Annotated in this window: 21 protein-coding genes and 1 pseudogene; 16 read left to right on the forward strand and 6 right to left on the reverse strand. The window is 71.7% G+C overall.

The genetic code is table 11. The annotated features are described in order from the left end of the window. Nucleotides 1-618: pseudogene (locus BZL64_RS23890) on the forward strand (DAK2 domain-containing protein); the annotation flags it as partial. A 52-nt stretch (nt 619-670) separates the two neighbouring features. Here the strand turns inward: BZL64_RS23890 and BZL64_RS23895 are convergent. Together BZL64_RS23895 and BZL64_RS23900 are read right to left on the reverse strand one after the other, a co-directional pair. Next, entirely contained in the window at nt 671-3703 is a 3033-nt protein-coding gene (locus BZL64_RS23895; protein WP_086771250.1) for a hypothetical protein, read from the reverse strand. Beyond that, on the reverse strand, nt 3700-5544 hold the full coding sequence (locus BZL64_RS23900; protein WP_086771251.1) for an HSP90 family protein: 1845 nt from the start codon (nt 5542-5544) through the stop codon (nt 3700-3702). Before BZL64_RS23900 ends, BZL64_RS23895 begins: the two co-directional genes overlap by 4 nt. A 168-nt stretch (nt 5545-5712) precedes the next feature. Between BZL64_RS23900 and recG the strand changes: the two genes are divergently transcribed. From recG to mutM, 8 genes are all read left to right on the forward strand, one after another. Next, entirely contained in the window at nt 5713-7926 is a 2214-nt protein-coding gene (gene recG, locus BZL64_RS23905; protein WP_086771252.1) for an ATP-dependent DNA helicase RecG, read from the forward strand. A gap of 106 nt (nt 7927-8032) precedes the next feature. Then, complete coding sequence (gene rsmD, locus BZL64_RS23910) at nt 8033-8620, forward strand: 16S rRNA (guanine(966)-N(2))-methyltransferase RsmD (RefSeq protein ID WP_086771253.1); 588 nt, start codon at nt 8033-8035, stop codon at nt 8618-8620. 26 nt (nt 8621-8646) lie between these two features. Then, nucleotides 8647-9126 carry a pantetheine-phosphate adenylyltransferase gene (gene coaD / locus BZL64_RS23915; protein ID WP_190046555.1) on the forward strand — a complete coding sequence of 160 codons (480 nt, stop codon included), beginning with the start codon at nt 8647-8649 and terminating at the stop codon, nt 9124-9126. 99 nt (nt 9127-9225) lie between these two features. Continuing rightward, a complete protein-coding gene (locus tag BZL64_RS23920; protein ID WP_086771255.1) occupies nt 9226-10329 on the forward strand; it encodes an ATP synthase F0 subunit B in 1104 nt (367 codons plus the stop codon). Nucleotides 10330-10530: 201 nt separating this feature from the next. After that, nucleotides 10531-11184, forward strand: coding sequence for a YceD family protein (locus tag BZL64_RS23925; RefSeq protein ID WP_086771256.1), 654 nt, complete (start codon nt 10531-10533; stop codon nt 11182-11184). A 2-nt stretch (nt 11185-11186) separates the two neighbouring features. Then, nucleotides 11187-11360, forward strand: coding sequence for a 50S ribosomal protein L32 (rpmF, locus tag BZL64_RS23930; protein ID WP_086771257.1), 174 nt, complete (start codon nt 11187-11189; stop codon nt 11358-11360). Between the two features lie 7 nt (nt 11361-11367). Further along, nucleotides 11368-12186, forward strand: a complete 819-nt coding sequence (gene rnc / locus BZL64_RS23935; RefSeq protein WP_373314890.1) for a ribonuclease III — start codon at nt 11368-11370, stop codon at nt 12184-12186. Nucleotides 12187-12304: 118 nt separating this feature from the next. Continuing rightward, nucleotides 12305-13165, forward strand: a complete 861-nt coding sequence (mutM, locus tag BZL64_RS23940; RefSeq protein ID WP_086771259.1) for a bifunctional DNA-formamidopyrimidine glycosylase/DNA-(apurinic or apyrimidinic site) lyase — start codon at nt 12305-12307, stop codon at nt 13163-13165. Here mutM and BZL64_RS23945 read toward each other — a convergent pair. Continuing rightward, nucleotides 13138-13539 (reverse strand): winged helix-turn-helix transcriptional regulator, encoded by a 402-nt coding sequence (locus BZL64_RS23945; protein ID WP_086771260.1) that lies wholly within the window; start codon nt 13537-13539, stop codon nt 13138-13140. The two genes, mutM and BZL64_RS23945, sit on opposite strands and share 28 nt — an antisense overlap. 62 nt (nt 13540-13601) lie before the next feature. Then, on the reverse strand, nt 13602-14777 hold the full coding sequence (locus BZL64_RS23950) for a CAP domain-containing protein (protein WP_086771261.1): 1176 nt from the start codon (nt 14775-14777) through the stop codon (nt 13602-13604). A 222-nt stretch (nt 14778-14999) separates the two neighbouring features. On the opposite strand from BZL64_RS23950, the gene BZL64_RS23955 reads away from it, so the two are divergent. The 4 genes from BZL64_RS23955 to BZL64_RS23970 all read left to right on the forward strand — a co-directional run bounded on the left by BZL64_RS23955 (nt 15000) and on the right by BZL64_RS23970 (nt 21363). Then, a complete protein-coding gene (locus BZL64_RS23955) occupies nt 15000-15281 on the forward strand; it encodes an acylphosphatase (protein ID WP_086771262.1) in 282 nt (93 codons plus the stop codon). Between the two features lie 380 nt (nt 15282-15661). Further along, nucleotides 15662-15865: a hypothetical protein gene (locus BZL64_RS23960; protein WP_073491170.1), complete on the forward strand. Its 204-nt coding sequence runs from the start codon at nt 15662-15664 to the stop codon at nt 15863-15865. 222 nt (nt 15866-16087) lie between these two features. Then, nucleotides 16088-19690 carry a chromosome segregation protein SMC gene (gene smc, locus BZL64_RS23965; RefSeq protein ID WP_086771263.1) on the forward strand — a complete coding sequence of 1201 codons (3603 nt, stop codon included), beginning with the start codon at nt 16088-16090 and terminating at the stop codon, nt 19688-19690. A 254-nt stretch (nt 19691-19944) separates the two neighbouring features. After that, nucleotides 19945-21363 (forward strand): sugar porter family MFS transporter, encoded by a 1419-nt coding sequence (locus BZL64_RS23970; protein ID WP_086771264.1) that lies wholly within the window; start codon nt 19945-19947, stop codon nt 21361-21363. Between the two features lie 87 nt (nt 21364-21450). Here BZL64_RS23970 and BZL64_RS23975 read toward each other — a convergent pair whose 3' ends face one another. Next, nucleotides 21451-22422 (reverse strand): LLM class flavin-dependent oxidoreductase, encoded by a 972-nt coding sequence (locus BZL64_RS23975; RefSeq protein WP_086771265.1) that lies wholly within the window; start codon nt 22420-22422, stop codon nt 21451-21453. 92 nt (nt 22423-22514) lie between these two features. Between BZL64_RS23975 and BZL64_RS23980 the strand changes: the two genes are divergently transcribed. After that, a complete protein-coding gene (locus tag BZL64_RS23980) occupies nt 22515-22718 on the forward strand; it encodes a hypothetical protein (protein ID WP_086771266.1) in 204 nt (67 codons plus the stop codon). A 58-nt stretch (nt 22719-22776) separates the two neighbouring features. Continuing rightward, complete coding sequence (gene ftsY / locus BZL64_RS23985) at nt 22777-23979, forward strand: signal recognition particle-docking protein FtsY (RefSeq protein WP_086771267.1); 1203 nt, start codon at nt 22777-22779, stop codon at nt 23977-23979. Between the two features lie 103 nt (nt 23980-24082). Here ftsY and BZL64_RS23990 read toward each other — a convergent pair whose 3' ends face one another. Beyond that, a complete protein-coding gene (locus tag BZL64_RS23990) occupies nt 24083-24739 on the reverse strand; it encodes a bifunctional DNA primase/polymerase (protein ID WP_086771268.1) in 657 nt (218 codons plus the stop codon). 447 nt (nt 24740-25186) lie between these two features. On the opposite strand from BZL64_RS23990, the gene BZL64_RS23995 reads away from it, so the two are divergent. Continuing rightward, the coding region (locus BZL64_RS23995; protein WP_483025107.1) for an NsdA family TPR-like regulatory protein at nt 25187-25642 on the forward strand (456 nt) is incomplete at its 3' end.

The raw sequence follows: 25642 nt of genomic DNA on the forward strand, positions 1-25642 counted from the left end.
GGTCTCTACACCGAGGCCGGCGCGACCACCGTGCTCGCCCGCCCCGGGGAGCCGCCCGCCAGCGGGGAGCTGGTCCAGGCCGTACGGCGGGCCCACGCGCGTGAGGTGGTCCTGCTGCCCAACGACGCCGAGCTGCGGCACACCGCGGCCGCGGCGGCCGAGCAGGCCCGCGCGGAGGGCATCCGGGTGGCACTCATCCCGACGCGTTCCGCGGTCCAGGGGATCGCCGCGCTCGCCGTGCACGAACCGGACCGCCGCTTCGACGAGGACGTCGTCTCGATGACCTCGGCGGCCGGCGCCACCCGCTACGCCGAGGTCGCCGTCGCCGAACGCCAGTCGTGGACCATGGCCGGCATCTGCCAGGCCGGTGACGTCCTCGGCCTCATCGAGGGCGACGTGGCCGTCATCGGCGCCGACGTCACCGCGACCGCCGAGACCGTCCTGGACCGCATGCTGGCGGCCGGCGGCGAACTCGTCACCCTCGTCCTCGGCGACGAGGCTCCCGAAGGCGTCGCCGAGCGCCTCGAGGCACGGGTGCGGGAGGCGTACCTCGCCGTCGACACGGTGGTCTACCACGGGGGGCGGCAGGGCGCGCTGCTGCTCATCGGCGTGGAGTGACGGCCGGTCCCGGACGCGGTGATCGCCGCCGGCCACCGCCGCCCCGGCACTGCTACCCCTGCTCCGTCGCCGCTTCCTCCGCCGCCTGAAGCAGCTGCTCCGCCTCCGCCCGCCGCGCCCGTACGGTCTCCTCGTCCCCGCCCTCGAAGTCCGGGTCGCTCTCCGCGTCCGCGTATGCCCTGAGCACCGCACGCGCGCGTGCCGCTGCCCGCGCGGGACGCCCCAGGTCGGCCTCCAGCCAGCCCGCGGCCAGCTCGGCGCCGGTGCGCGGCGGCAGGGCGGTGTCCCCGAGGGAGACGAACACCGCGACCGCCTCCGACATCTGGGACAGCGCCTCCTCCATGGCGGCACGGATCGAGTCGTCGTCGGCGTCCTCGGCGGCCGAGCGGGCCAGGAGGTCGCCGAACTGGCGGTGGGTGTGGCCGAGTTCGAGGACCAGCCGCAGCCGGGTCTCCTCGTCGTCCGCCGTCTCCAGCGCGTCGGCGCACTCCCCGACGGCGCCCGCCATCAGCTGCCGCGCCGCGCCGATGCCGCCCCGCGTGCCGTCCGCCCCGCCGTTCTGCGGGCCGTTCGCGGGGCCGCTCTCCGGGCCGTCCTCACTGCCGCCGTCCGTGCGCAACGCCAGCCACGCGCGCGCCCGCAAGGACCGCACCAGCCCGTGCACGTTGCCCAGGGAGCGCCACAGGTCGCCCGCGCGCACGTACGCCCGGTCCGCCTCGGCGTGCAGCCCCGCCTGGCCGAGGGACTCGGCGGCCAGATGCGCCAGCGTCGCGTGGTCGTGCTGCTCGGGCCAGTGCCGGGCGGTCTCGGCGGCCTGCAGCCGGCGTTCGGCGGCGGCCCGGTGCTCGCCCAGCTCGCTCAGACAGTCGCCGAGCCACCACTGCGTCTGGACGACCGCCCCGTCGCCGTGCGTCTCGGCGGACAGGTCCGCGAGCGCCGACTCCAGCACCTCCGCGGCCTCGGCCCACCGGCCCTGCCGCACCAGGAACCCGCCCAGCTGGTGCCGCGCCCACGCGCCGAACGCCGGGCCCTCGCCCGCCTCGTCGGCCCAGTGTGCCGCCTCCAGGGCGTGCTCGGCGGCCTCGCCCGCCTCCCCCCGGCCCCCGACGACCTCGGCGAGCTGGAGATACAGCTGCGCCCGCCCGACCGGCTCCAGGAACCGGCCACCGTGCTCCAGGGCCGCCCGCAGAGCCCGCTCCGCCTCCGCCATGTCGCCCAGGTGGTGCGCCAGTCCGGCCAGCTTGGCCTCGTACTCCACGGCGAACCAGGGCAGCCCCGCCCCGACGAACTCCGCCGCGGCCCGCGCGAACAGCTCCGCACCGGTCTGCGCGTCACCCGCGCGCGTGGCCAGCTCCGCGAGCATCGCGTGCCCCTCGGCGACCCGCGCGACGAGCCGTACGTCGTCCCCGGCCCGCCCCTCGACGAGCGCGAGCAGTTCCCGTACGGCCCGCTCGGCCTCCGTCAGCGCCCGCTCGGCGACCGGGCCCTCGGCCTCGTGCACGCGCCGCATCAGGATCCGCGCCCTGCCCATGAGGACCCCGGCCGCCTGCCGTACCTCGGTGCCGCCCTCGGCGTACAGCGCGAGAACCCGGTCGTACGGCTCGGCCACCGCGGCGAGTGCATCGTCGATCTCTCCGGCCAGCGCGCGGACGTACGCTCCACGCGCGCGTGCCGCCAGAGCCTCACCGGGGTCGCCCGCCTCCGCGTACAGCCCGGCCGCCTGCTCGAACGTTTCGGCACCCTCCGGGCCCAGCCCCATCGCCCGGTGGTCGGCGATCTCCGCCCGGTCGCGGGCCTCCAGCTCGGCCCCCTCGGCGGCCGACGCCACCGCCGCCCACGCCTCCACGGCGTGCGGCTGCAACGTGTCCGACAGCCGCCGCGCCTCGGCGAGCAGCGCGGCCAGATCCGGCGCACCCGACCCCTGCGAGGCCGTCGGGGGAGCCGGGGGAGCGACCGCGGGGGCCGGCGGCCGTACCGCGCGCACGCCCAGCGGCAGCCGCTCCACCAGTGGCTCCTGCGCCATACGCGCGCGTGCCCGCTCACTGATGTGCGAGGTGCCGTTGCGCTCGTCGAACCGCGCGGCCAGCGCCAGCGCCTCCCCGCGCGCGTGGACGGCCAGTTCGGCCGCCGTCCACTCCCGCCCTGCCGGACCGGGCACCTGCTGCCCGCCCAGGCCCAGCGCGGACAGCCGCTCCATGAGCAGCACGACCACACTCAGGAAGTCCAGCCTGCTGCGCGGCTGCCCCTCGTCCGTGAAGTACGCCGGGCGCTCCGCGAGCAGTTCGAGGCCCCGCGCCTCGTTGCCGGTCAGCGCGCAGAACTCCACATGGTCGGCGTACGCGCCCCGCATGCTCTCCATCGCCCGCACCAGCCGGAAGCCGCGCAGGTGATGCGCGCGCGCCTCCTCCAGGCGGCCCAGCCGCAGCAGCGGCACCAGGGAGGACGCGAGCGCGGCGTGCGGCTCGTGCGCGCACGTGTACGCGCCCTCCAGGACGGGTGCCCACAACTCCAGGGCCTCGGCGTCCCGGCCCTGCTCCGCACGCCACCAGCCCTGCCCCTGCAGCTCGCACGCGTGGCAGTCGGCCATGCTGTCGCGGTCCGCGGCCAGCCAGGCGGCGAACGCCCGCTCGGCCCGCTCCTCGTCCCCGACATGCGCGGCCACACTGAACTCCGCGCCGCGCACCGCCCGCTCGGAGTGCCCGGCCAGCCGGTAGCGGTGGTCCATCTCGCCGAGCCACTTCTCCACCGACGCCAGCGGCACGTGCGGCTGGTCGAGCATGCCGGCCGACATCCACTTGAACACCCAGTGCAGCGCGTGCGTCTCGTGCGCGTCGAAGTCCTCCGGCCGCTCGTCCCACATGCGCAGCAGACGCGCGAACGGGACGAACATCCGGTCCTTCTCGGAGCTGTAGTTGTAGACCTTCAGCTGGTGCCCGAGCGCCTCGATCACCGCGAGCGGGATGTTCAGCTTCTCGGCCTCCGCCAGCAGCAGTTCCGCGCGCGCGTTGCGGGCCGGCCCCTCCGGCTGCTCGCCGTTCTCCGCCATCGCCCGGCGCAGCGAGTCGAAGTCCGTGATCGCGGTCATCCCCGGCCGTCCTCCTCAGGTGTGGCTTCCCCGTGCGTGGCCCACTCCAGCAGGCCGATGAACGCCCGGTTCAGGAGCGCGGAGTCCGCCGGCCGCAGCGGTCGCTGCGCCATCAGCAGCGCCTGCCCGTACAGGGACTCCGTGGCGGTGCCGATCAGTTCGGCGTCCCGCAGGGAACTGATCCGCCGGATCAGCGGGTTGAGATGGTTGAGCACCAGACGCGCGCGCGGGGCGCTGCCGCGCAGCGAGCCCAGGATGCCTGCCCACAGGTCGTCGGCCTGAGACTCGGCGTCGGCCCGCGCCTGCTCGTGCCGGGCCGCCCGGTCGTCCAGGTGCAGCGCGGGCACCGACAGCGGGTGGAAGGCGCGCAGGACGACGTCACAGCCCAGCGGGTCGAGCTTCGCCCGAGCCGCCGCCAGGAAACCCGAGAGCGCCAGCTCCTCCGCCGCGTCCACGGCGTCCAGGTGCGCGGTCACGGTGTCCGCGTCCAGCTCGGCGACCACCGTCCCCGGCCGCACCGACGGCAGCGCCTCGACCAGCTCGCTGTCGTACGTGTAACCGCCGTTGATCACGCCGACGCCCTGTGCGGAGGCGATCGGCGCGACCTGCCGGTACTCCTCCACGGTCCGCGTGAAGTGCACCACCGGGTGCCGCTGCGCGAACTCCTCCAGCGACAGCCGCCCGTCGGTCGTCTCGAACGGCAGCCACGGCAGCATCGTCCGCAGCATCTCCTTGTCGTGCCGCGCCAGGGACTTCACACCCAGGTGGTGCACGGCCAGGAACGCCGCCAGCCGCTCCGGATCCCCGGCGGCCAGCCCCGTCAGCCACGCCCGGATCCGCTCGCCCAGCGCCTCCCGCACGGCCGCCAGCGTCTCGTCCTCGTACAGCGACTCGCGTGAGGCCGTGGGCCGCAGGCTGTCGGTGTCCAGGACGCAGCGCACGAAGAACGCCCAGTCCGGCAGCAGCTGTTCGGCCCGGTCGGTGAGCAGCATGCCCTTCAGATGCACGCGGTGACCCGCCCGCTGCGCCGGACTCACCGCGGCCGGCAGCACGTACGCCACGCCACGGATCCCCGCCAGCGGAACGCTCAGCTCCACCGAGTCCAACGGGGTGAACCCGAACAGCTCGTGACAGTGCCGGGCCAGCGCCACCCGCCGGTTCGCGGGAGAGGCGTACGGCCGGTCCCAGGGCGCCGGCAGATCGGTGACCGGCTCATCGCCGACCTTGACGTCGTAGGGCAGCAGCGAGCCGAAGTCGCGCGCCAGTTGCAGGACCCGCTGCTCGGTGAGCCACTCCGCGGCCCCCGCCCGCGCCACCAGATGCACGGTCGTGCCCGGCTCGGGACGAGCCTCGTGGGGCAGCGTCCGCACGGTGTACGAACCGTCGTCGCGGGCCGTCCACTCCACCGGCGGCGCGCCGGGCGTACGGGAGCTTCGGCTGACCACGCGGATGCGCTCGGCGACGACGAAGCAGGCCAGCAGCCCGATGCCGAACTGCCCGAGGAAGTCGGAGCGGGCCTCCTGGAGTCCGTCCGCCCGCTTGGAACTGCGGCCGATGGTGGCCAGCAGGGTGTGCAGGTCGGACTCGGTGAGCCCGACCCCGGAGTCCTCCACCCGCAGCTCCCCGCCGGAGGCGAACAGCCGCACCCGCGCGGGGGCGCCGGGTTCCTCCGCCCGCCGGGCGGTGATGGCGTCCACGGCGTTCTGGAGCAGCTCGCGCAGATAGACCCGGGGACTGGAGTAGAGGTGATGGGACAGGAGGTCCACCAGGCCACGCAGGTCGACCTGGAACGTGTGAGGTGACGGTGAGGCCTGGGATGACGGTGAGGTCTGGGAGTCCATCGCTGCTGCGCCGCGGCTTGGGGGAGGGGCGACGGCGCGGGGTCGGGCGGTCCCGGTGGGGCGGTGACCGCGGGGGATGGCCGGAGCGCGTCATCCTAGAGCCGGAACGAGCCGCCTGACCAGGGGTTTCGGGATACCTATACGGCAATGTCAGTGCGGTGGTGTGCAATGGATCTCGTGCCCGCGCTCGAAGAACCGCTCAAAAAGGTGCTTGGCCCACCGACCGCGAAGGTGATGGCCGAGCATCTCGGCCTGCACACCGTCGGCGACCTGCTGCACCACTACCCGCGCAGATACGAGGAGCGCGGCCAGCTCACGCACCTCGCCGACCTCCCGATGGACGAGCACGTCACCGTGGTCGCCCAGGTCGCCGACGCCCGCCTGCACACCTTCGCCTCGTCCAAAGCCCCCCGCGGCAAGGGCCAGCGACTGGAGGTCACCATCACGGACGGCAGCGGCCGCCTCCAGCTGGTCTTCTTCGGCAACGGCGTGCACAAGCCCCACAAGGAACTCCTGCCGGGCACCCGCGCGATGTTCTCGGGCAAGGTGTCCCTCTTCAACCGCCGCCTCCAACTGGCCCATCCGGCATACGAACTGCTGCGCAGCGACACCGACGAGACCGTCGAGACCTGGGCCGGCGCCCTCATCCCGATCTACCCGGCGACCGCCAAACTCGAGTCCTGGAAGATCGGCAAGGCGATCCAGACGGTCCTGCCCAGCGCCCAGGAAGCCGTCGACCCGCTCCCGGACTCCCTGCGCGAGGGCCGCGGCCTGGTCCCGCTGCCCGAGGCCCTCCTCAAGATCCACCGCCCGCACACCAAGGCCGACATCGAGGACGCCCGCGCCCGCCTGAAATGGGACGAGGCGTTCGTCCTCCAGGTCGCCCTGGCCCGCCGCCGCCACGCCGACTCCCAACTCCCCGCAGTCCCCCGCAGACCCGCCCCCGACGGTCTGCTCTCCGCCTTCGACGACCGGCTCCCCTTCACCCTCACCGAGGGCCAGCTGAAGGTCTCGAAGGAGATCTTCGACGACCTGGCGACAAGCCACCCGATGCACCGGCTGCTCCAGGGGGAGGTCGGTAGTGGAAAGACGTTGGTGGCCCTGCGCGCCATGCTCGCCGTCGTCGACGCAGGTGGGCAGGCCGCCATGCTCGCGCCCACCGAGGTGCTCGCCCAGCAGCATCACCGGTCCGTCGTGGAGATGATGGGCAACCTGGCCGAGGGCGGGATGCTCGGCGGGGTCGAGGACGCCACCAAGGTCGTGCTGCTCACCGGGTCGATGGGGGCCGCCGGGCGGCGGCAGGCGTTGCTCGACCTCGTCACCGGCGAGGCCGGCATCGTCATCGGCACGCACGCGCTGATCGAGGACAAGGTGCAGTTCCACGATCTGGGGCTGGTCGTGGTCGACGAACAGCACCGGTTCGGCGTCGAGCAGCGGGACGCCCTGCGCGGCAAGGGCAAGCAGCCTCCGCACCTCCTCGTCATGACCGCCACGCCCATCCCGCGCACGGTCGCCATGACCGTCTTCGGCGACCTGGAGACCTCCGTCCTGGACCAGCTCCCGGCCGGGCGGTCCCCGATCGCCAGCCATGTCGTCCCCGCCGCCGACAAGCCGCACTTCCTGGCCCGCGCCTGGGACCGGGTCCGTGAGGAGGTCGAGGGCGGCCATCAGGCGTACGTGGTCTGCCCCCGCATCGGCGACGAGGAGGACGACCCGAAGAAGGCCAAAAAGGCCCAGAAGGCAGCTCCGGAGGACGAGGCGGAGAAGCGCCCCCCGCTCGCCGTCCTGGAGGTGGCCGACCAACTCGCCCGCGGCCCGCTCAAGGGGCTCAGGATCGAAGTGCTGTACGGCCGTATGCCGCCCGACGACAAGGACGCCGTCATGCGGCGCTTCGCCGCGGGGGACACCGACGTCCTGGTCGCCACGACCGTCATCGAGGTCGGGGTCAACGTGCCGAACGCCACCGCGATGGTGATCATGGACGCCGACCGCTTCGGCGTCTCTCAACTGCATCAGCTGCGCGGTCGCGTCGGCCGCGGCTCGGCCCCCGGGCTCTGCCTCCTCGTCTCCGAGATGCCCGAGGCCAGTCCCGCCCGTCAGCGACTCGACGCGGTCGCCGCCACCCTCGACGGCTTCGAGCTGTCCCGCATCGACCTCGAACAGCGCCGCGAGGGGGACGTCCTGGGCCAGGCCCAGTCCGGCGCCCGCTCCAGCCTGCGCGTACTGGCCGTCATCGAGGACGAGGAGATCATCGCGGAGGCGAGGCGAGAGGCGGCGGCGATCGTCGCGGCGGACCCGGAGTTGACCGGACTCCCCGGCCTGCGGACGGCGCTGGACGCCCTGCTGGACGACGAGCGGGAGCAGTACCTGGAGAAGGGGTGAGCCGGACAGCCCGCGAGGCGCGGGGCCGTAATCCGTATGCGGCTACCGCAGCGCCTGCGCGACCAGCGACAATGAAACCGAAGACGCCCCCGACCAAGGACCGAAGATGACCCGCGTGATCGCCGGCCGCGCCGGCGGACGTCGCCTGGCCGTCCCGCCAGGGACCGGTACCCGCCCCACCTCCGACCGCGCACGCGAGGCCCTCTTCTCCACCTGGCAGTCCCTGCTGGGCGGCGCCCCCCTCGACGGCGAACGCGTCCTGGACCTGTACGCCGGCTCCGGTGCCGTAGGGCTGGAGGCCCTCTCCCGGGGCGCCGGCCACACCCTGCTGGTCGAGGCCGACGCGCGGGCGGCCCGCACCATCCGGGAGAACGTGAGGACCCTCGGCCTGCCCGGCGCCGAGGTCCGCGCCGGCAAGGCCCGGCAGATCCTCCAGACCCCGCCGCCGGAGCCGTACCAGCTCGTCTTCCTCGATCCTCCGTACGCCGTCACCGACGACGATCTTCGCGAGATTCTGCTCACACTCCGCTCGCAGGGGTGGCTCGCGGCGGAAGCCCTCGTCACCGTGGAGCGCAGCACCAGAGGTGGCACCTTCGACTGGCCGGACGGCTTCGAAGCGATCCGGTCCCGTCGTTACGGCGAGGGAACGTTTTGGTACGGTCGCGCCGCCTCTACGTGCGAAGACGCACGATGACCGGACCGGAGAGCGAGGGATCTCAAGTGCGCCGCGCCGTCTGTCCCGGGTCGTTCGACCCCATCACCAACGGACATCTCGACATCATTTCCCGCGCCTCCCGTCTGTACGACGAGGTCTATGTCGCGGTGATGATCAACAAGTCGAAGAAGGGCCTGTTCGAGATCGAGGAGCGGATCGACCTGATCCGCGAGGTGACCGCCGAGTACGGAAACGTCCGCGTCGAGGCCTTCCACGGCCTCCTCGTCGACTTCTGCAAACAGCGCGACATCCCGGCCATCGTCAAGGGCCTGCGCGCGGTCAGCGACTTCGACTACGAGCTGCAGATGGCCCAGATGAACAACGGGCTCTCCGGTGTCGAGACGCTGTTCGTCCCCACCAACCCCACCTACAGTTTCCTGTCGTCCTCCCTGGTCAAAGAGGTCGCGACCTGGGGCGGCGACGTGTCCCACCTGGTCCCGCCGCTGGTCCTGGAAGCACTCGCCGAACGACTGCGCCAGGACTGAGTCCCTGACGGCCCGTCACCCGGTGTCCGCCGGACACCTCATGGCCGTAGAGTCGTTCCGTCCGTCTCCAAGACAGCTGTAGAGAGTGGCGAGCAACCGGTGGACGTGCAGAAGAAGCTCGACGAGATCGTCACGGCGGTCTCCAGTGCCCGGTCGATGCCGATGTCGGCTTCGTGCGTGGTCAACCGCGCCGACCTGCTCGCCCTGCTGGAAGAGGTGCGCGCGGCCCTGCCCGACTCCCTCGCCCAGGCCCGTGAGCTGATCGGTGGCCGCGAGCAGATGGTCGAGCAGGCCCGCCAGGAGGCCGACCGGATCATCTCCACCGCGCACGCCGAGCGCGGCTCCCTGATCTCCGACACCGAGATCGCCCGCCGCTCCCAGGCCGAGGCCGACCGCATCCTGGCCGAGGCCCGCAAGGAGGCCGAGGACATCCGCGCCGAGGCCGACGACTACGTCGACTCCAAGCTCGCCAACTTCGAGGTCGTCCTCACCAAGACCCTCGGCTCCGTCGGCCGTGGCCGCGAGAAGCTCCTCGGCACCGGTCCCGGCGTCGACGAGCAGGGCTACCCGGACGAGGACGCCCCCGAGCGCAGCCACGACCCCGAGACCCTGCGCCGCGACGCCGACGCCTACGTCGACGTCAAGCTCGGCGCCTTCGAGGCGGTCCTCGCCAAGACCCTGGACGCCGTCGGCCGCGGCAGGCAGAAACTGCACGGCCGGATCGCCAGCGACGACCTCAGCTCGCTCGCCGACGATCAGACGACGTTCCAGCACTCCTCCGACGCCGACTACCTCGCCGACCTGGTCACCCTCACCGAGCAGGAGACCCCGGCCGAGCAGCCCGCCCAGCGGACGTACGAGCAGCCGCAGGAGGCCTACCCCTACCAGCAGCAGCCGGACCCGTACGCGGGCGCCTACCAGCAGCAGGGCTACAGCCCGCAGCAGGACGCCTACGGCTACCAGCAGGCCGACCCGTACGCCCCCGCCCCCGGCTACGCCCCGGCGGGAGACGCCCCCTTCCAGGGCTACGACGCCCAGCAGGCGCCGTACGACCCGCAGCAGGCCGGGCAGCAGCATTCCCAGGCGCCTCAGCTGCCCCAGCAGGAGCAGCCGGGATACGCCCTCGACGAGGCCAGCCTGTTCGACACCGGCATGATCAGCGCCGAGCAGCTGCGCGCCTACGAACAGGGCCGCGGCCTGTAGGAGCCGGCCGCCGGAGGTACCCGCAACGGGGTCCGGAGAGGTGCTCGCCACGGTGTCCGGGGCGGGGTCCGGGACCCGGATTGGGCTGTGGGCGCATGCTCCAGTATCCTGGCTCTTCGGTCGCGTGTAGGTCCGCGATCGCTGCTGCCCGCAACACCTGAGGGCGGCGGCCCCCCACAGCACGGAAGATCGAAAGCAGGAATGGCCCTGAACGCCCGCCTTGACCACCGCAATCCTCTCGTGTTCGACACACACGAGCTGGGGCGGCGTCCTGGCGCGCTCCAGCGCCTGTCCCGTGAGATCGAAGCCCCCGCGGATCTCGGTATCCAAGGGGTCATCGGGGTGCCGGAAGGCGCCCCGGTGAAGCTGGAACTCCGACTCGAGTCGGTCATGGACGGAGTGCTTGTCACAGGCACCGCCCGTGCACAGGCCGAGGGGGAGTGCGTAAGGTGTCTGGAGCCGGTCGAGCTGGAGCTCGAAGCGGACTTCCAGGAGATGTTTTCGTACCCTGACGCCGACGACCGGGGCCGTGTGAAAGCGGAACCGGCCGACGACGCCGAGGAAGACGAGGACAGGCTCTTTCTCGAGGACGGCTTGTTCGACCTCGAGCCTGTGCTGCGTGATGCGGTGGTGCTCGCACTGCCGATGCAGCCGGTGTGCCAGGACGACTGTCCCGGCCTGTGCTCCGAATGCGGAGTGCGGCTGGCGGACGACCCGGACCACCACCATGACGCCGTCGACATCCGTTGGGCGGCACTGCAGGGACTCGCCGGTTCACCTGAAGACGGCGAGAAGGACGAGATGAGCGGCGACGCGCCTCGATCAGCACGCGCCGCCGAGAAGCAGGAGAAGTAGCCGTGGCTGTTCCGAAGCGGAAGATGTCGCGCAGCAACACGCGCCACCGCCGGTCGCAGTGGAAGGCTGCGGTCCCCAACCTGGTTTCGTGCGAGCGCTGCCACGAGCCCAAGCTGCAGCACATCGCGTGCCCGTCTTGCGGCACCTATAACAAGCGCCAGGTCCTCGAGGTCTGAGCGGCTGGTGAGAGGCTTCATGTCTGACGCCAAGGCGGATTCAGTCGCCAAGAAAAAGGCGGAGAACACAGCCTCGTCCCACACGCTTCTGGAAGGGCGGCTCGGCTATCAGCTCGAGTCCGCCCTTCTGGTGCGTGCGCTGACCCACCGTTCCTACGCATACGAGAACGGCGGTCTGCCGACGAACGAGCGGCTGGAGTTCCTCGGGGACTCCGTGCTCGGCCTCGTCGTCACGGACACGCTGTACCGCACCCACCCCGACCTGCCCGAAGGCCAACTGGCCAAGTTGCGGGCCGCGGTGGTCAACTCGCGTGCGCTGGCGGAGGTCAGTCGTGGTCTTGACCTGGGTTCCTTCATCCGGCTCGGCCGGGGTGAAGAGGGCACGGGCGGCCGGGACAAGGCGTCCATCCTCGCCGACACCCTTGAAGCGGTGATCGGCGCGGTCTATCTCGACCAGGGCCTCGACGCGGCCTCCGAACTGGTGCACCGCCTGTTCGACCCGCTGATCGAGAAGTCCTCCAACCTCGGTGCCGGCCTGGACTGGAAGACCAGTCTCCAGGAACTCACCGCGACCGAAGGACTCGGCGTGCCCGAGTACCTGGTCACGGAGACCGGTCCCGATCACGAGAAGATCTTCACTGCTGCCGCCCGCGTCGGAGGCGTCTCGTACGGCACCGGCACCGGCCGCAGCAAGAAGGAGGCGGAGCAGCAGGCCGCCGAGTCCGCCTGGAGGTCCATCAGGGCCGAGGCGGACGAGCGGGCCAAGGCGGCTCAGGCCGTGGTGGCCGCTGACGGCTCCGCGGAGCAGGAGTCCGCCTCCGCCTGACAACAGCACTGCCGGTACCGGCGGCATCGCCGCTACCGACAGCACTGACGTGCACCGAGCGCCCGTCCCGCAGCAGGGGCGGGCGCTCGGTCCGTACATGAGGGAGTGACGGGTCCTTATGCCCGAGTTGCCCGAGGTCGAGGTCGTCCGGCGTGGTCTGGAGCGGTGGGTCGCTCATCGCACGGTCGCCGAGGCCGAGGTCCTGCACCCGCGTGCCGTACGCCGTCACCTGGCCGGTGCCGACGACTTCACGCACCGCCTCAAGGGGCACCGGGTCGGTGTCCCGAGCCGCCGCGGCAAGTATCTGTGGCTGCCGCTGGAGGACACCGGGCAGGCGATCCTGGCGCACCTCGGCATGAGCGGTCAGCTCCTGGTGCAGCCGCAGGGGTCACCGGACGAGAAGCATCTGCGTGTCCGGGTCCGCTTCGCCGACGCGCACGCCACCGAACTGCGGTTCGTCGACCAGCGCACCTTCGGCGGTCTGTCGCTGCACGAGACCACCCCCGACGGGCTGCCCGACGTCATCGCGCACATCGCCCGCGACCCGCTCGACCCGCGGTTCGACGACGAGGCCTTCCACCAGGCACTCCGCCGCAAGCGCACCACCGTCAAACGGGCCCTGCTCGACCAGTCGCTCATCAGCGGCGTCGGCAACATCTACGCGGACGAGGCGCTGTGGCGCTCCCGCCTGCACTACGACCGTCCCACGTCCGGCTTCACCCGCCCGCGCACCCTCGAACTGCTGGGCCACGTCCGGGACGTGATGCGCGAGGCCCTCGCCGTCGGCGGCACCAGCTTCGACAGCCTGTACGTCAACGTCAACGGGGAGTCGGGCTACTTCGACCGGTCGCTGGACGCCTACGGGCGCGAGGGCCTGCCCTGCAAGCGCTGCGGCACACCGATGCGCCGACGGCCCTGGATGAACCGGTCCAGCTACTTCTGCCCCAAGTGTCAGCGGCCGCCGCGCGTCTCGTCGTAACGCCCGCGGGAGGCGAGGACCTCGTCCATCCGCCCCTCCACCAGGTGGATCAGGCCCAGGAGCCGCTCGGCGACCTCATGGCCCAGGGGGGTCAGTTCGTAGTCCACGCGGGGCGGGTTCGTCGACTGAGCCTCGCGGTGCACCAGTCCGTCGCGCTCCAGCGCGTGCAGGGTCTGGGACAGCATCTTCTCGCTGACGCCGTCGACGCGCCGGCGCAGCTCGTTGAAGCGCAGCGAACCCTCGTGCAGAGCGCCCAGGGTGAGAGCGCCCCAGCGTCCCGTCACGTGCTCCAGCGTGCCGCGCGAGGGGCAGGCCTTGGCGAACACGTCGTACGGGAGATCCTGCTCCGGGGTGCGCTCCTGAATGCCGGTCATGGGTCAAGCGTACGCGAACGCAGCGCTAACCGACAGGTTGCACTAACTAGAAGTTAGTGCATTTAGTAGCCGAAGTCCTGCGTCCACCAAGGGCCGCCGGAGCCGAGGTGCACGCCGACGCCCAAAGTCTTGAAGTCGCAGTTCAGGATGTTGGCGCGGTGGCCGGGGCTGTTCATCCAGGCCTGCATCACGGCTGCCGCGTCGGCCTGGCCGCGGGCTATGTTCTCGCCGCCGAGGTCGGATATGCCGGCCTTCTCGGCACGGTCCCACGGGGACGCGCCGTCCGGGTCGGTGTGGTCGAAGAAGCCCCGTGCGGCCATGTCCTCGCTGAAGTCCTGCGCGAGGTCGGCCAGCGAACTGTTCGCGGAGACGGCACTGCACCCGACCTTGGCGCGCTCCTCGTTGACGAGCTTGAGCACCTCGGCGGCGGCCTGGACCTCAGCCGAGACCGTGACCGGCGCCTTGGCCTTCTCCGGGGCCTTCTCGGGAGCCTTCGTCGGCGCCTTGGACGGGGTCTTCCTCGGCTCCTTCGTCGGCGTGGCCTTCGGCTTCTCGGTGGTCGCGGACGCGCTGGGCGACGCCGCCGAGGCCGACGGGGAGGGCGAGGCGGAGGTCGAGGACGGCGCGGAGGCCGAGGGCGAGGTGGAGCGGCCGGCGTCGCGGCTGGTCGACGTACCGTCGCGGTCGGTCTCGGCGGAGCCGGAGGTGCCGCCCTGCTCGGAGGCCGAGTTGGTGGGCGAGTCGGCGGCCTGGACCCGGTCGCCCGCGCCGCCGCCCCCGCCCAGCCGGTAGTTGTCGAGGCCGGGCACCACGCCCGTGGCCACCGCGACCGTGCCGAGGGCGACGGCCGCCGACATTCCGAGCAGCCCGGTCTTGACCGGCGTCACGGCCCTGCGCTTCCGGCGACGGCCCGCGCCGCCCCGGCCCGAGGCACCGCGTGGCGAACCGCCGGCCGGCGTGAAGCCGTCCGATCCGAAGCCGTTCGTCGCGAACTCGTCGGAGGCGAGGACCGCGGTGTCCTCGGCGGTCCGTGCGCGCTCGTCGTCCGGGGCGAACAGGTACTCCTGGCTCCGGGCGACCGTGTCGGCGTACGCCTCCGGGTTCAGGTAGGGCGCGATGCCCATGGTGGGGTGGTCGCCGCCGTACCCGTCCCGCCGGGAGTGGCCTTGCGGGTACGAGCCGTCGGTGTGGCCGGCCGCCGTGGCGCGGCCGGCGGCGGAGCGTCGGTGGCGTCCCATGTTCTGGCCTTCCTCGTCCAACTGGTCCGGGCGGAGTCCCCGTCGGCTGGTGCGTGCGGGGCCCCGTGGTCGACCGGCGCCGATGCGGCGCATGAGTCCTCATGGTCAACCTGACTCACTCGATCGAGTGAGTTTCATATGAGATTCATTGGGTCGGGACGGTACCGCATGCCGCCGGGGGAGGAAGTGTCCCGAGTGACATTGCCTGGTTAGGTTGCACCCATGAGCGAGGATGTACGGCTGGTCGCCTGGGTCCGCGGACACGTGCAGGGCGTGGGTTTCCGCTGGTTCACGCGGGCGAAGGCACTGGAGATCGGCGGCCTGAGTGGTTTTGCTCTCAATCTGGGCGACGGCCGGGTCCAGGTGGTCGCCGAGGGCCCCCGAAAAGGCTGCGAGGGACTGCTCGAGTGGCTCCGGAGTGACGACACGCCCGGACGCGTGGACGGAGTCACAGAGATATGGGACACACCCCGCGGCGGCTACGACGGCTTCGCGATCCGCTGACGATCGCGCGCGGAGCCACACCCGGGGAAGCGCGGGAGCCTGTCGGCGGCATCCGCCTCCAGGAGAAAGCGGCAGGTGGTTGCCGAGAATCGCTTGCATCGGCAGGCTCCGCACGCAAGGATGATCGCCACGTCCCGAGGGTCCCGAAGGAGTCGCAGCGCCGCCGTTCCAGGCCGCGCGCACCAGGGTTGCCCGCCAATACGGGGCGTGATCGTGTTGACCGTCAAACTTTTTGGTGAGACGCTAAAAGCACCCCGCGCACCTAGCTGTTTGGCATGGATGAACGGCAAGAAGTACAAGATCCAGTCAACACCGCGGGTGCGAATCCCTCACGACCCACACCGCTTCGGTCGGTCACTCAGTGTGGAGGACCATCCATCATGGCAAAGGCGCTTCTCGGTTACGTCGGCGGCTCCGACCCGCGACTCCTCGCCGAGATGCGACGGCTCCAGCAGCGCGTCCAGGACCTGGAAAACGAGCTCGGACGAATCCAGGCCGAGAACGACGCTCTGACGGCTGCCGCTTCTCACGACAGGTTCATGGAGAGCATCGACGCACACCAGGCGGAGCCTGCGCTCACCTGATCGCTGCACTGCTCCACAACAGCACACGCAGTGGTCGGGCGGCTCATGAAACGGCGTCGGACCGCTAAGTCTGCAGAGTTTGCAAGGGACGCTTCGGCGTCCCTTCTTTCTTTCCCCCGTGCATCCTTTCACTGCCTTTAACGTCTGGTCTGCCCTGCGCGTTCGGGGGCGAAACCGCGGGTTCATGGAGTGAGACATCCCCGGGCGGTAAAGTCCAGCGGCGTGCACCTCAAGGCCCTGACCCTCAAAGGGTTCAAGTCGTTCGCTTCCGCGACCACACTCCGGTTCGAGCCGGGCATCACGTGTGTCGTCGGACCCAACGGCTCGGGCAAGTCCAACGTCGTCGACGCCCTCAGCTGGGTCATGGGCGAACAGGGCGCCAAGTCGCTGCGCGGCGGCAAGATGGAGGACGTCATCTTCGCCGGCACCACCGGCCGCCCCCCACTGGGCCGCGCCGAGGTGTCCCTCACCATCGACAACTCCGACGGGGCCCTGCCCATCGAGTACGCCGAGGTCACCATCACGCGGATCATGTTCCGCAACGGCGGCAGCGAGTACCAGATCAACGGCGACACCTGCCGGCTCCTCGACATCCAGGACCTGCTGTCCGACTCCGGCATCGGCCGCGAGATGCACGTCATCGTCGGCCAGGGCCAGCTCGACTCGGTGCTGCACGCCGATCCGATGGGCCGCCGCGCCTTCATCGAGGAGGCCGCGGGAGTCCTCAAGCACCGCAAGCGCAAGGAGAAGGCGCTCAGGAAACTCGACGCGATGCAGGCCAACCTCGCGCGCGTGCAGGACCTGACCGACGAACTGCGCAGACAGCTCAAGCCGCTGGGCCGGCAGGCAGCCGTGGCCCGTCGCGCCGCCGTGATCCAGGCCGACCTGCGCGACGCCCGCCTGCGGCTCCTCGCCGACGACCTCGTACGGCTGCGCGAGGCGCTCACCTCGGAGATCGCCGACGAGGCCGCCCTCAAGGAACGCAAGGAAGCCGCCGAGCGGGAGCTGCGCAAGGCACTCCAGCGAGAGGCCCTCCTGGAGGACGAGGTCCGCAGGCTCGCGCCCCGGCTCCAGCGGGCCCAGCAGACCTGGTACGAGCTGTCCCAGCTCGCCGAACGTGTCCGCGGCACGGTCTCACTGGCCGACGCCCGCGTGAAGAGCGCCACCTCCGCGCCCCCGGAGGAGCGGCGCGGCCGTGACCCCGAGGACCTGGAGCGCGAGGCCGCCCGCGTCCGCGAGCAGGAGGCGGAGCTGGAGGCAGCCCTCGAAGCCGCCCAGCACGCCCTCGACGACACGGTGTCCCACCGAGCCGACCTGGAGCGCGAACTGGCGGTCGAGGAGCGGCGCCTGAAGGACGTCGCCCGAGCGATCGCCGACCGGCGCGAGGGACTCGCCCGGCTGCACGGCCAGGTCAACGCGGCCCGCTCCCGCGCCGCCTCCGCCCAGGCCGAGATCGACCGGCTGGCCGCCGCCCGTGACGAGGCGCGGGAACGGGCGGTCGCCGCGCAGGAGGAGTACGAGGCCCTGAAGGCGGAGGTCGACGGGCTCGACGCGGGCGATCAGGAACTCGGCGAGCGGCACGACGAGGCCAAGCGGCGGCTCTCCGAGGCCGAGACCGCCCTGACCGCCGCCCGCGAGGCGGTCACCACCGCCGAACGCACCCGCGCCGCCACCCAGGCCCGTCACGAGGCACTCGCCCTGGGCCTGCGCCGCAAGGACGGCACGGGCGCGCTCCTCGACGCCAAGGACCGCCTCACCGGCCTGCTCGGCCCGGCCGCGGAACTCCTCACGGTCACCCCCGGCCACGAGATCGCGCTCGCCGCGGCCTTCGGCGCCGCCGCCGACGCCCTCGCCGTCACCAGCCCGTCCGCCGCCGCCGAGGCCATCCGTCTCCTGCGCAAACAGGACGCGGGCCGGGCGGCACTCCTGCTGGCGAGTGCGCCGGAGGAGCCCGCGGACAGCACGCCGGTCCCGGCGTCGGCCACGGGCGGCCATGCCGGGGACGGCGCGCCCGCGGCCGTGGGGCAGACCTTCGCCGCCGATCTGGTCCGTGCGCCTTCCGAGCTGATGCCCGCCGTGCGGCGGCTGCTGCGGGGCGTCGTCGTCGTCGGGACGCTGGAGGACGCCGAGGATCTCGTCTACGCGCGGCCCGAGCTGACCGCCGTCACCGCCGAGGGCGATCTGCTCGGGGCGCATTTCGCGCAGGGCGGGTCCGCCGGGGCGCCCAGCCTGCTGGAGGTGCAGGCCTCCGTCGACCAGGCCGCCGCCGAGCTGAAGGAGCTGGCCGTGCGGTGCGCGGAGCTGGCCGAGGCGCAGGGTGCGGCGGGGGAGCGGCGCCGGGAGTGTGCGGCCCGCGTCGAGGAGCTGGCGGAGCGACGGCGGGCCGCCGACCGGGAGAAGTCGGCCGTCGCCCAGCAGCTCGGGCGGCTCGGCGGGCAGGCGCGCGGTGCCGCAGGGGAGGCCGAGCGGTCCGCCGCCGCTGCCGCCCGTGCGCAGGAGGCGCTGGACCGGGCCGTGGAGGAGGCCGAGGAACTGGCCGAGCGGCTGGCCGTCGTCGAGGAGATGCCGGTGGAGGAGGAGCCCGACACCTCCGTACGGGACCGGCTCGCCGCCGACGGGGCGAACGCGCGGCAGACGGAGATGGAGGCGCGGCTCCAGGTCCGTACGCACGAGGAGCGGGTCAAGGGGCTCGCCGGGCGGGCCGACGGGCTGGACCGGGCCGCTCGGGCGGAACGTGAGGCACGCGCGCGGGCCGAGCAGCGCCGGGCCCGGCTGCGGCACGAGGCGGCCGTGGCGGAGGCCGTCGCCGCCGGTGCGCGGCAGCTGCTCGCGCATGTCGAGGTGTCGCTCGGCCGGGCCGAGCGCGAGCGGGTCGCCGCCGATGCGGCCAAGGCGCGCCGGGAGCAGGAGCTGGCCGCCGCCCGGACCGCCGGGCGCGACCTCAAGGCGGAACTCGACAAGCTGACGGACTCGGTCCACCGGGGAGAGGTGCTCGGCGCCGAGAAGCGGCTGCGGATCGAGCAGTTGGAGACGAAGGCGCTGGAGGAGCTGGGCGTCGAACCGGCGGGGCTGGTCTCCGAGTACGGTCCCCGCCAGCCGGTGCCGCCCTCGCCCGCCGCCGAGGGCGAGGAACTGCCGGAGGATCCAGAGGACCCGCGCAACCAGCCCCGGCCGTTCGTGCGGGCGGAGCAGGAGAAGCGGCTGAGGGCGGCGGAGCGGGCGTATCAGCAGCTCGGCAAGGTGAATCCGCTCGCGTTGGAGGAGTTCGCCGCGCTGGAGGAGCGTCACCAGTTTCTCAGCGAGCAGCTGGAGGACCTGAAGAAGACGCGGGCCGATCTGCTTCAGGTGGTGAAGGAGGTCGACGAGCGCGTCGAGCAGGTCTTCACGGAGGCGTTCCGTGACACCGCCCGTGAGTTCGAGGGCGTGTTCGGGCGGCTGTTCCCGGGCGGTGAGGGGCGGCTGATCCTGACCGACCCGGACAACATGCTCACCACGGGCGTGGACGTGGAGGCCCGGCCGCCCGGCAAGAGGGTCAAGCGGCTCAGCCTGCTCTCGGGCGGCGAGCGTTCGCTGACCGCTGTCGCGATGCTGGTGTCGATCTTCAAGGCCCGGCCGAGCCCGTTCTACGTCATGGACGAGGTGGAGGCCGCCCTCGACGACACCAACCTCCAGCGGCTGATCCGGATCATGGAGGAACTCCAGGAGTCCTCGCAACTGATCGTGATCACGCACCAGAAGCGCACGATGGAGGTCGCCGACGCGCTCTACGGCGTCTCGATGCAGGGCGACGGTGTGTCGAAGGTCATCTCGCAGCGTCTTCGCTGAATCCGCGTGCGGTCTACATCTAGTGTGACCAGCATCTTTTCAATCATTCAAGAAGTGAACACGACTTCCTCACGGCTGGACAGAAAGCTCACAGCTGTCGACCTATTGACTTCGAAACTTGAAGGCATAGTCTCTGCAACGTTGCTTTTACCTTCAGGTGTGAGCGGCGTTGATCAGTGCGCCACTTGAACCCTCACCTGACAGGGCTCGCCCCCCACCCCCGGCAGCGCAGCCGGGGGGCCCGAGGAGAACACGTGACCAGCACAGCGCAGGCACCTCAGTCAGGAGCCAGGACGGCTCATCCCGATCATCTCGGGCACGTCATCTTCATCGCGGCGGCGGCCGCGATGGGCGGCTTCCTGTTCGGCTACGACAGTTCCGTGATCAACGGCGCCGTCGAAGCCATCCGGGGCCGCTACGACGTCGGCTCGGCGGCCCTGGCCCAGGTCATCGCCATCGCCCTGATCGGGTGCGCCATCGGTGCCGCGACCGCCGGCCGTATGGCCGACCGCATCGGCCGCATCCGGTGCATGCAGATCTCCGCCGTGCTGTTCACGGTCAGCGCCGTGGGCTCGGCACTGCCCTTCTCGCTGTGGGACCTCGCCTTCTGGCGGGTCGTCGGCGGCTTCGCCATCGGCATGGCCTCGGTCATCGGCCCGGCCTACATCGCCGAGGTCGCTCCGCCCGCCTACCGCGGTCGTCTCGGCTCCTTCCAGCAGGCCGCCATCGTCATCGGCATCGCCGTGTCGCAGCTGGTCAACTGGGGTCTGCTCAACGCCGCCGGCGGCGACCAGCGCGGCGAGATCATGGGCGTCGAGGCCTGGCAGGTCATGCTCGGCGTCATGGTCGTCCCGGCCGTCCTCTACGGCCTGCTCTCCTTCGCGATCCCCGAGTCCCCGCGCTTCCTGATCTCCGTCGGCAGGCACGAGCGCGCCCGCGAGATCCTCAGGGAGGTCGAGGGCGAGGACGTCGACCTCGACGCCCGCGTCGCCGAGATCGAGCACGCGATGAACAGCGAGCACAAGTCCAGCTTCAAGGACCTGCTCGGCGGCTCCTTCTTCTTCAGGCCGATCGTCTGGATAGGCATCGGCCTCTCCGTCTTCCAGCAGTTCGTCGGCATCAACGTCGCCTTCTACTACTCCTCGACGCTGTGGCAGTCGGTCGGCGTCGACCCGGCGGACTCGTTCTTCTACTCCTTCACGACGTCGATCATCAACATCCTCGGCACCGTGATCGCGATGATCTTCGTGGACCGCGTCGGCCGCAGGCCGCTCGCCCTCATCGGCTCCGTCGGCATGGTCATCGGCCTCGCGCTGGAAGCCTGGGCGTTCTCCTTCGACCTCGTCGACGGCAAGCTGCCCGCCACCCAGGGCTGGGTCGCCCTGATCGCCGCCCACGTCTTCGTCCTCTTCTTCGCCCTGTCGTGGGGTGTGGTCGTCTGGGTCTTCCTCGGCGAGATGTTCCCGAACAGGATCCGCGCCGCCGCCCTGGGCGTCGCCGCCTCCGCGCAGTGGATCGCCAACTGGGCCATCACCGCGAGCTTCCCGTCGCTGGCCGACTGGAACCTCTCCATGACCTACGTGATCTACACCGTCTTCGCCGCGCTCTCCATCCCCTTCGTCCTCAAGTACGTCAAGGAGACCAAGGGCAAGACGCTGGAGGAGATGGGCTGAGTCTCGTACCGAGGCCCCTGAACTCGAGGAGACGGGCCAAGTCCCCGCTGCCCTCTCCTCGATACCCGTGAGGCGTGCCGCCCCGGTTCACACGGTGAGCCGGGGCAGCACGTTCTCGCAGAACAACCGCAGACTGCGCCAGCCTTCCTCCACCGGCATCCCGCCCGCCAGCGGATGCAGGACGAGGTTGTCCAGCCCCTGCGCCACGCACTCGTCGGGCGTCAGGATCCGGTAGACGCCCTCGTCACGGAGCCCCCGTACGTCCGTCGCCGCCGACCGCACCGCCGAGCGGATCTCCGCCGACTGCCAGGAGGCGTAGGTGCGGGCCTCGTGCAGGAAGTGTTCGCCGTACGTCGCCCACGCACGGTCCGGATCCTCCGCGAGGTGCAGCAGCGGGGTCTCGGCTGCGGGCATCATCACCCAGCCCTCGGTGCCGTACTCGACCAGCCGTTCCTTGTAGTAGGCCTCCAGCTCGGGCAGGTGGGCGCTCGGGAAGAACGGCAGGCCGAGCCGCGCGGCCCGGCGGGCGGCGGCCGGGGAGGAGCCGCCGACCAGCAGCAGGGGGTGCGGCTCGGTGCACGGGCGCGGGGTGACCCGTACCGTACGGCCCCGGTAGGTGAACTCCTCGCCGGTCCAGGCCGCCAGCAGGGTCTCCAGCAGCTCGTCCTGGAGCCGGCCGCGCCGCCTCCAGTCCACGCCGGCGCGGGTGTACTCCTGCGGCCGGTACCCGATCCCGGCGACCGTCACCAGACGGCCGCCGCTCAGCAGGTCCAGCACCGCGATGTCCTCCGCCAGCCGCAGCGGGTCGTGCAGCGGGCCGATGACCGCCGAGACGGTGACCGCGAGCCGGGAGGTCGCCCCGAGGACGGCGCCCGCGAAGGTGAACGGCGAGGGCAGCCAGTTGTTCTCGGCGCCGTGATGCTCCTCGGTCTGCACGGTGCTGATCCCGTGCGCGTCGGCATACCCGGCCATCTCCAGCGCCGCCCGGTAGCGGGCGCCGAGCGCCGCGGGGGAGGCCCCGGGGGCGACGAGGTTGAAACGGACGACGGTGACGGGCACGGTAGGCCCCCCTTCGGGTCTGGAGGGCGGAGGTTAGCTGACGTTCCGTCAGATAGCTACGGGTGCGGCATTCCCGCAGCTACGCTCGGGCCATGGCGGAACCCGTCGTACCCAGCGATCCGCAGGCAGAGGCCGCCGCGGGACGGGTCGCCCTCTGGCTCGACCCCGACGACCTGCGCCGGCTCGCCGAGCACTGTTGCTGTCCTGAGGACGCGCCCGCCGAGGTCACCGAGCGCTGCCTGCGCCTGCGGTTCCGAGCGCGAGCCGCGCTGCACAAGGGCGGGCTGATCGGCTGAGGAACGGGCGGGCCGTCACCCGCTCCGGCGGAGGGGGGTCACGCATACTGGTCGGGTTATGGAAACCGTCATCCTTGCTGTAGTCATCGCCGTGGTCGTGCTCGCGGTGCTCGGCGGGCTGGTCGTCGGCAGCCGGCGGAAGAAGCCGCTGCCGCCCCCGCCCCCGGCCGCGCCCGACATCACCGCGCCTCCCGCCGAACCGCACGTCGGCGACGAGGCCGAGACGCCGCGCGAAGAACCGCGCCGCACGATCGAGGAGGTGGACCTTCCCGGCGGCGGCGCACCCACCGCCGTCGAGGAGCCTCCCGTTGTCGAGGCTCCCGGGATCGAGATCCCGGAGCCCACCGCGGGGCGGCTGGTCCGCCTTCGCGCCCGCCTCTCCCGCTCCCAGACCGCGCTCGGCCAGGGTCTGCTCACCCTGCTCTCGCGCGAGCACCTCGACGAGGACACCTGGGAGGAGATCGAGGAGACCCTTCTCGTCGCCGACGTCGGCGTCATGCCCACCCAGGAACTGGTCGAACGTCTGCGCGAGCGCGTGAAGGTGCTCGGCACCCGCACGCCCGACGAACTGCGCGGCCTGCTCCGGGAGGAACTGCTCAAGCTGGTCGGCACCGAGGTCGACCGCGCCGTGAAGACCGAGCCCGAGGGCCGCAAGCCCGGCATCGTGATGGTCGTCGGCGTCAACGGCACCGGCAAGACCACCACCACCGGCAAGCTCGCCCGCGTGCTCGTGGCCGACGGCCGTACGGTCGTCCTGGGCGCCGCCGACACCTTCCGGGCCGCCGCCGCCGACCAGCTCCAGACCTGGGGCGAGCGCGTCGGCGCGCACACCGTGCGCGGGCCCGAGGCCGGTGACCCCGCCTCCGTCGCCTTCGACGCGGTCAAGGAGGGCAAGGAGATGGGGGTCGACGTGGTCCTCATCGACACCGCCGGCCGGCTGCACACCAAGACCGGGCTCATGGACGAGCTGGGCAAGGTCAAGCGGGTCGTGGAGAAGCACGCCCCGCTCGACGAGGTGCTGCTCGTCCTCGACGCCACCACCGGGCAGAACGGCCTCGTGCAGGCCAGGGTGTTCGCCGAGGTCGTCGACATCACCGGCATCGTGCTGACCAAGCTCGACGGCACGGCCAAGGGCGGCATCGTGATCGCCGTCCAGCGCGAGCTGGGCGTCCCGGTCAAGCTCATCGGGCTCGGCGAGGGCCCCGACGACCTCGCGCCGTTCGAGCCGGCGGCCTTCGTCGACGCCCTCATCGGAGAGTGAGCGCGTACGCGATCCGGTAGCCGGCGACGAAGAAGCGCCCGCCCCCCGAGGTGCAGTCGGGGGACGGGCGCTTCGCTGTGTACGACGTGCGGGGCAGGCTCCCCTACGCGCGCGACCGGTGTGCGACGTACGCCAGCGTGCCCAGCAGCAGCCGGGCCGCCGGAAGCCTCGTCGCCGAGTCCAGCGCGGGCGGGCGCAGCCAGCGGACCGGGCCGAGGCCGCCGCGGTCGGAGGGCGGCGCCGTGATGTACGTACCGGGGCCGAGGCCGTACAGGTCGAGGGAGACCGGGTCGTCCCAGCCCATGCGGTAGAGCAGGCCGGGGAGGTCGGCGGCGGCGCCGGGGGCGACCAGGAACTGGGCGCGGCCGTCGGGGGTGGCGGTCACCGGGCCGAGCGGGAGGCCCATCCGCTCCAGGCGCACCAGCGCGCGGCGCCCGGCCGGCTCGGCCACCTCGATCACGTCGAAGGCGTGGCCGACCGGGAGCATCACGGAGGCGCCGGGGAAGTCCGCCCAGATCCTCGTCACGTCGTCGAGGGGAGCGCCGGCCGGAACGCGGGGCGCGAACTCCAGGGGATGCGCGCCGGGACTGCGGCAGTCGGATCGGCCGCAGGAGCAGGCTCCGGCCGCGGCGCGCGCGCCCGGCACCGCGTCCCACCCCCACAGCCCGGTGAACTCGGCGACCGCGGTGCACTCGGACGAGCGAGCGCGCCTGCGCGTGCCGGAGCGGATCTCGCGGATGCCGCCGATCGTGAAGCCCATGCCCCCTCCAACGGGTCCGACGCGCCGATGGTTACGTAGCGGACGCACGTGGTGACTGTGTGTGTGGACGCCTTCCCGTCGCCACCCTTTCCAGGCGGCGCCTTGAGGCGTCCGGGGTGGTGTTGCGGATGGCATGCGCCCCTGAGTGCACCGTTCCGCCCATCCCGTCCGTCCTATGTCAAGTGAATCGCCTGTGCGCCACCGTGAGTTCATTCGATGGGGTGGCGAATGGTGGCGTTTCCGGGATCGCCATGGCTGGAGGCGTGATCGTAGGATTACTGTGAGTGTGCGAGGCCCAGGGGCACATGCCTCTGCGGGTATGCCGGGGGCAAGTCGGCTTTCCGTTCGAAGGGTGAGAACCGCCGGACGGCGGGCGGTATTTACCGGCATTCTGATAAGGCTTGGCGCATTAGAGCGACAAGTGGTCTCAGGAATGGGGGCGTTCCAGTGAGCGGCAACGGCGGAGGCGGGACGGGCGCTGGGAGCGCCGCGCACGCGGACAAGCGCCCGAACGACCTGCTCACCTCCTGGTTCGTGCGCAGCGGCTGGTCGAAGGGTGAACTCGCCCGCCAAGTCAACCGTAGGGCCCGCCAGTTGGGCGCCAATCACATCTCCACGGATACTTCACGCGTGCGTCGCTGGCTCGACGGCGAGAACCCCCGCGAGCCGATCCCCCGCATCCTGTCCGACCTGTTCTCCGAGCGGTTCGGCTGCGTCGTCTCCGTCGAGGACCTCGGTCTGCGCACCGCGCGCCAGGTGCCCTCCGCGACCGGCGTGGACCTGCCCTGGACCGCCCCGCAGACGGTGGCCCTGCTCAGCGAGTTCTCACGCAGCGACCTGATGCTGGCGCGGCGCGGCTTCCTCGGCACCTCCCTGGCCCTGTCCGCGGGCCCCACCCTCATC

The sequence above is a fragment of the Streptomyces bobili genome (assembly GCF_002154575.1).
GTDB lineage: Bacteria > Actinomycetota > Actinomycetes > Streptomycetales > Streptomycetaceae > Streptomyces > Streptomyces bobili.

What these genes read in the sequence shown, in the direction of transcription:
- BZL64_RS23895 (WP_086771250.1), bottom strand. Translation starts at nt 3,703, where the DNA reads ATGACCGCGATCACGGACTTCGACTCGCTGCGCCGGGCGATGGCGGAG.
- BZL64_RS23900 (WP_086771251.1), bottom strand. Translation starts at nt 5,544, where the DNA reads ATGGACTCCCAGACCTCACCGTCATCCCAGGCCTCACCGTCACCTCAC.
- recG (WP_086771252.1), top strand. Translation starts at nt 5,713, where the DNA reads ATGGATCTCGTGCCCGCGCTCGAAGAACCGCTCAAAAAGGTGCTTGGC.
- rsmD (WP_086771253.1), top strand. Translation starts at nt 8,033, where the DNA reads ATGACCCGCGTGATCGCCGGCCGCGCCGGCGGACGTCGCCTGGCCGTC.
- BZL64_RS23925 (WP_086771256.1), top strand. Translation starts at nt 10,531, where the DNA reads ATGGCCCTGAACGCCCGCCTTGACCACCGCAATCCTCTCGTGTTCGAC.
- mutM (WP_086771259.1), top strand. Translation starts at nt 12,305, where the DNA reads ATGCCCGAGTTGCCCGAGGTCGAGGTCGTCCGGCGTGGTCTGGAGCGG.
- BZL64_RS23945 (WP_086771260.1), bottom strand. Translation starts at nt 13,539, where the DNA reads ATGACCGGCATTCAGGAGCGCACCCCGGAGCAGGATCTCCCGTACGAC.
- BZL64_RS23950 (WP_086771261.1), bottom strand. Translation starts at nt 14,777, where the DNA reads ATGGGACGCCACCGACGCTCCGCCGCCGGCCGCGCCACGGCGGCCGGC.
- BZL64_RS23955 (WP_086771262.1), top strand. Translation starts at nt 15,000, where the DNA reads ATGAGCGAGGATGTACGGCTGGTCGCCTGGGTCCGCGGACACGTGCAG.
- BZL64_RS23960 (WP_073491170.1), top strand. Translation starts at nt 15,662, where the DNA reads ATGGCAAAGGCGCTTCTCGGTTACGTCGGCGGCTCCGACCCGCGACTC.
- BZL64_RS23980 (WP_086771266.1), top strand. Translation starts at nt 22,515, where the DNA reads ATGGCGGAACCCGTCGTACCCAGCGATCCGCAGGCAGAGGCCGCCGCG.
- ftsY (WP_086771267.1), top strand. Translation starts at nt 22,777, where the DNA reads ATGGAAACCGTCATCCTTGCTGTAGTCATCGCCGTGGTCGTGCTCGCG.
- BZL64_RS23990 (WP_086771268.1), bottom strand. Translation starts at nt 24,739, where the DNA reads ATGGGCTTCACGATCGGCGGCATCCGCGAGATCCGCTCCGGCACGCGC.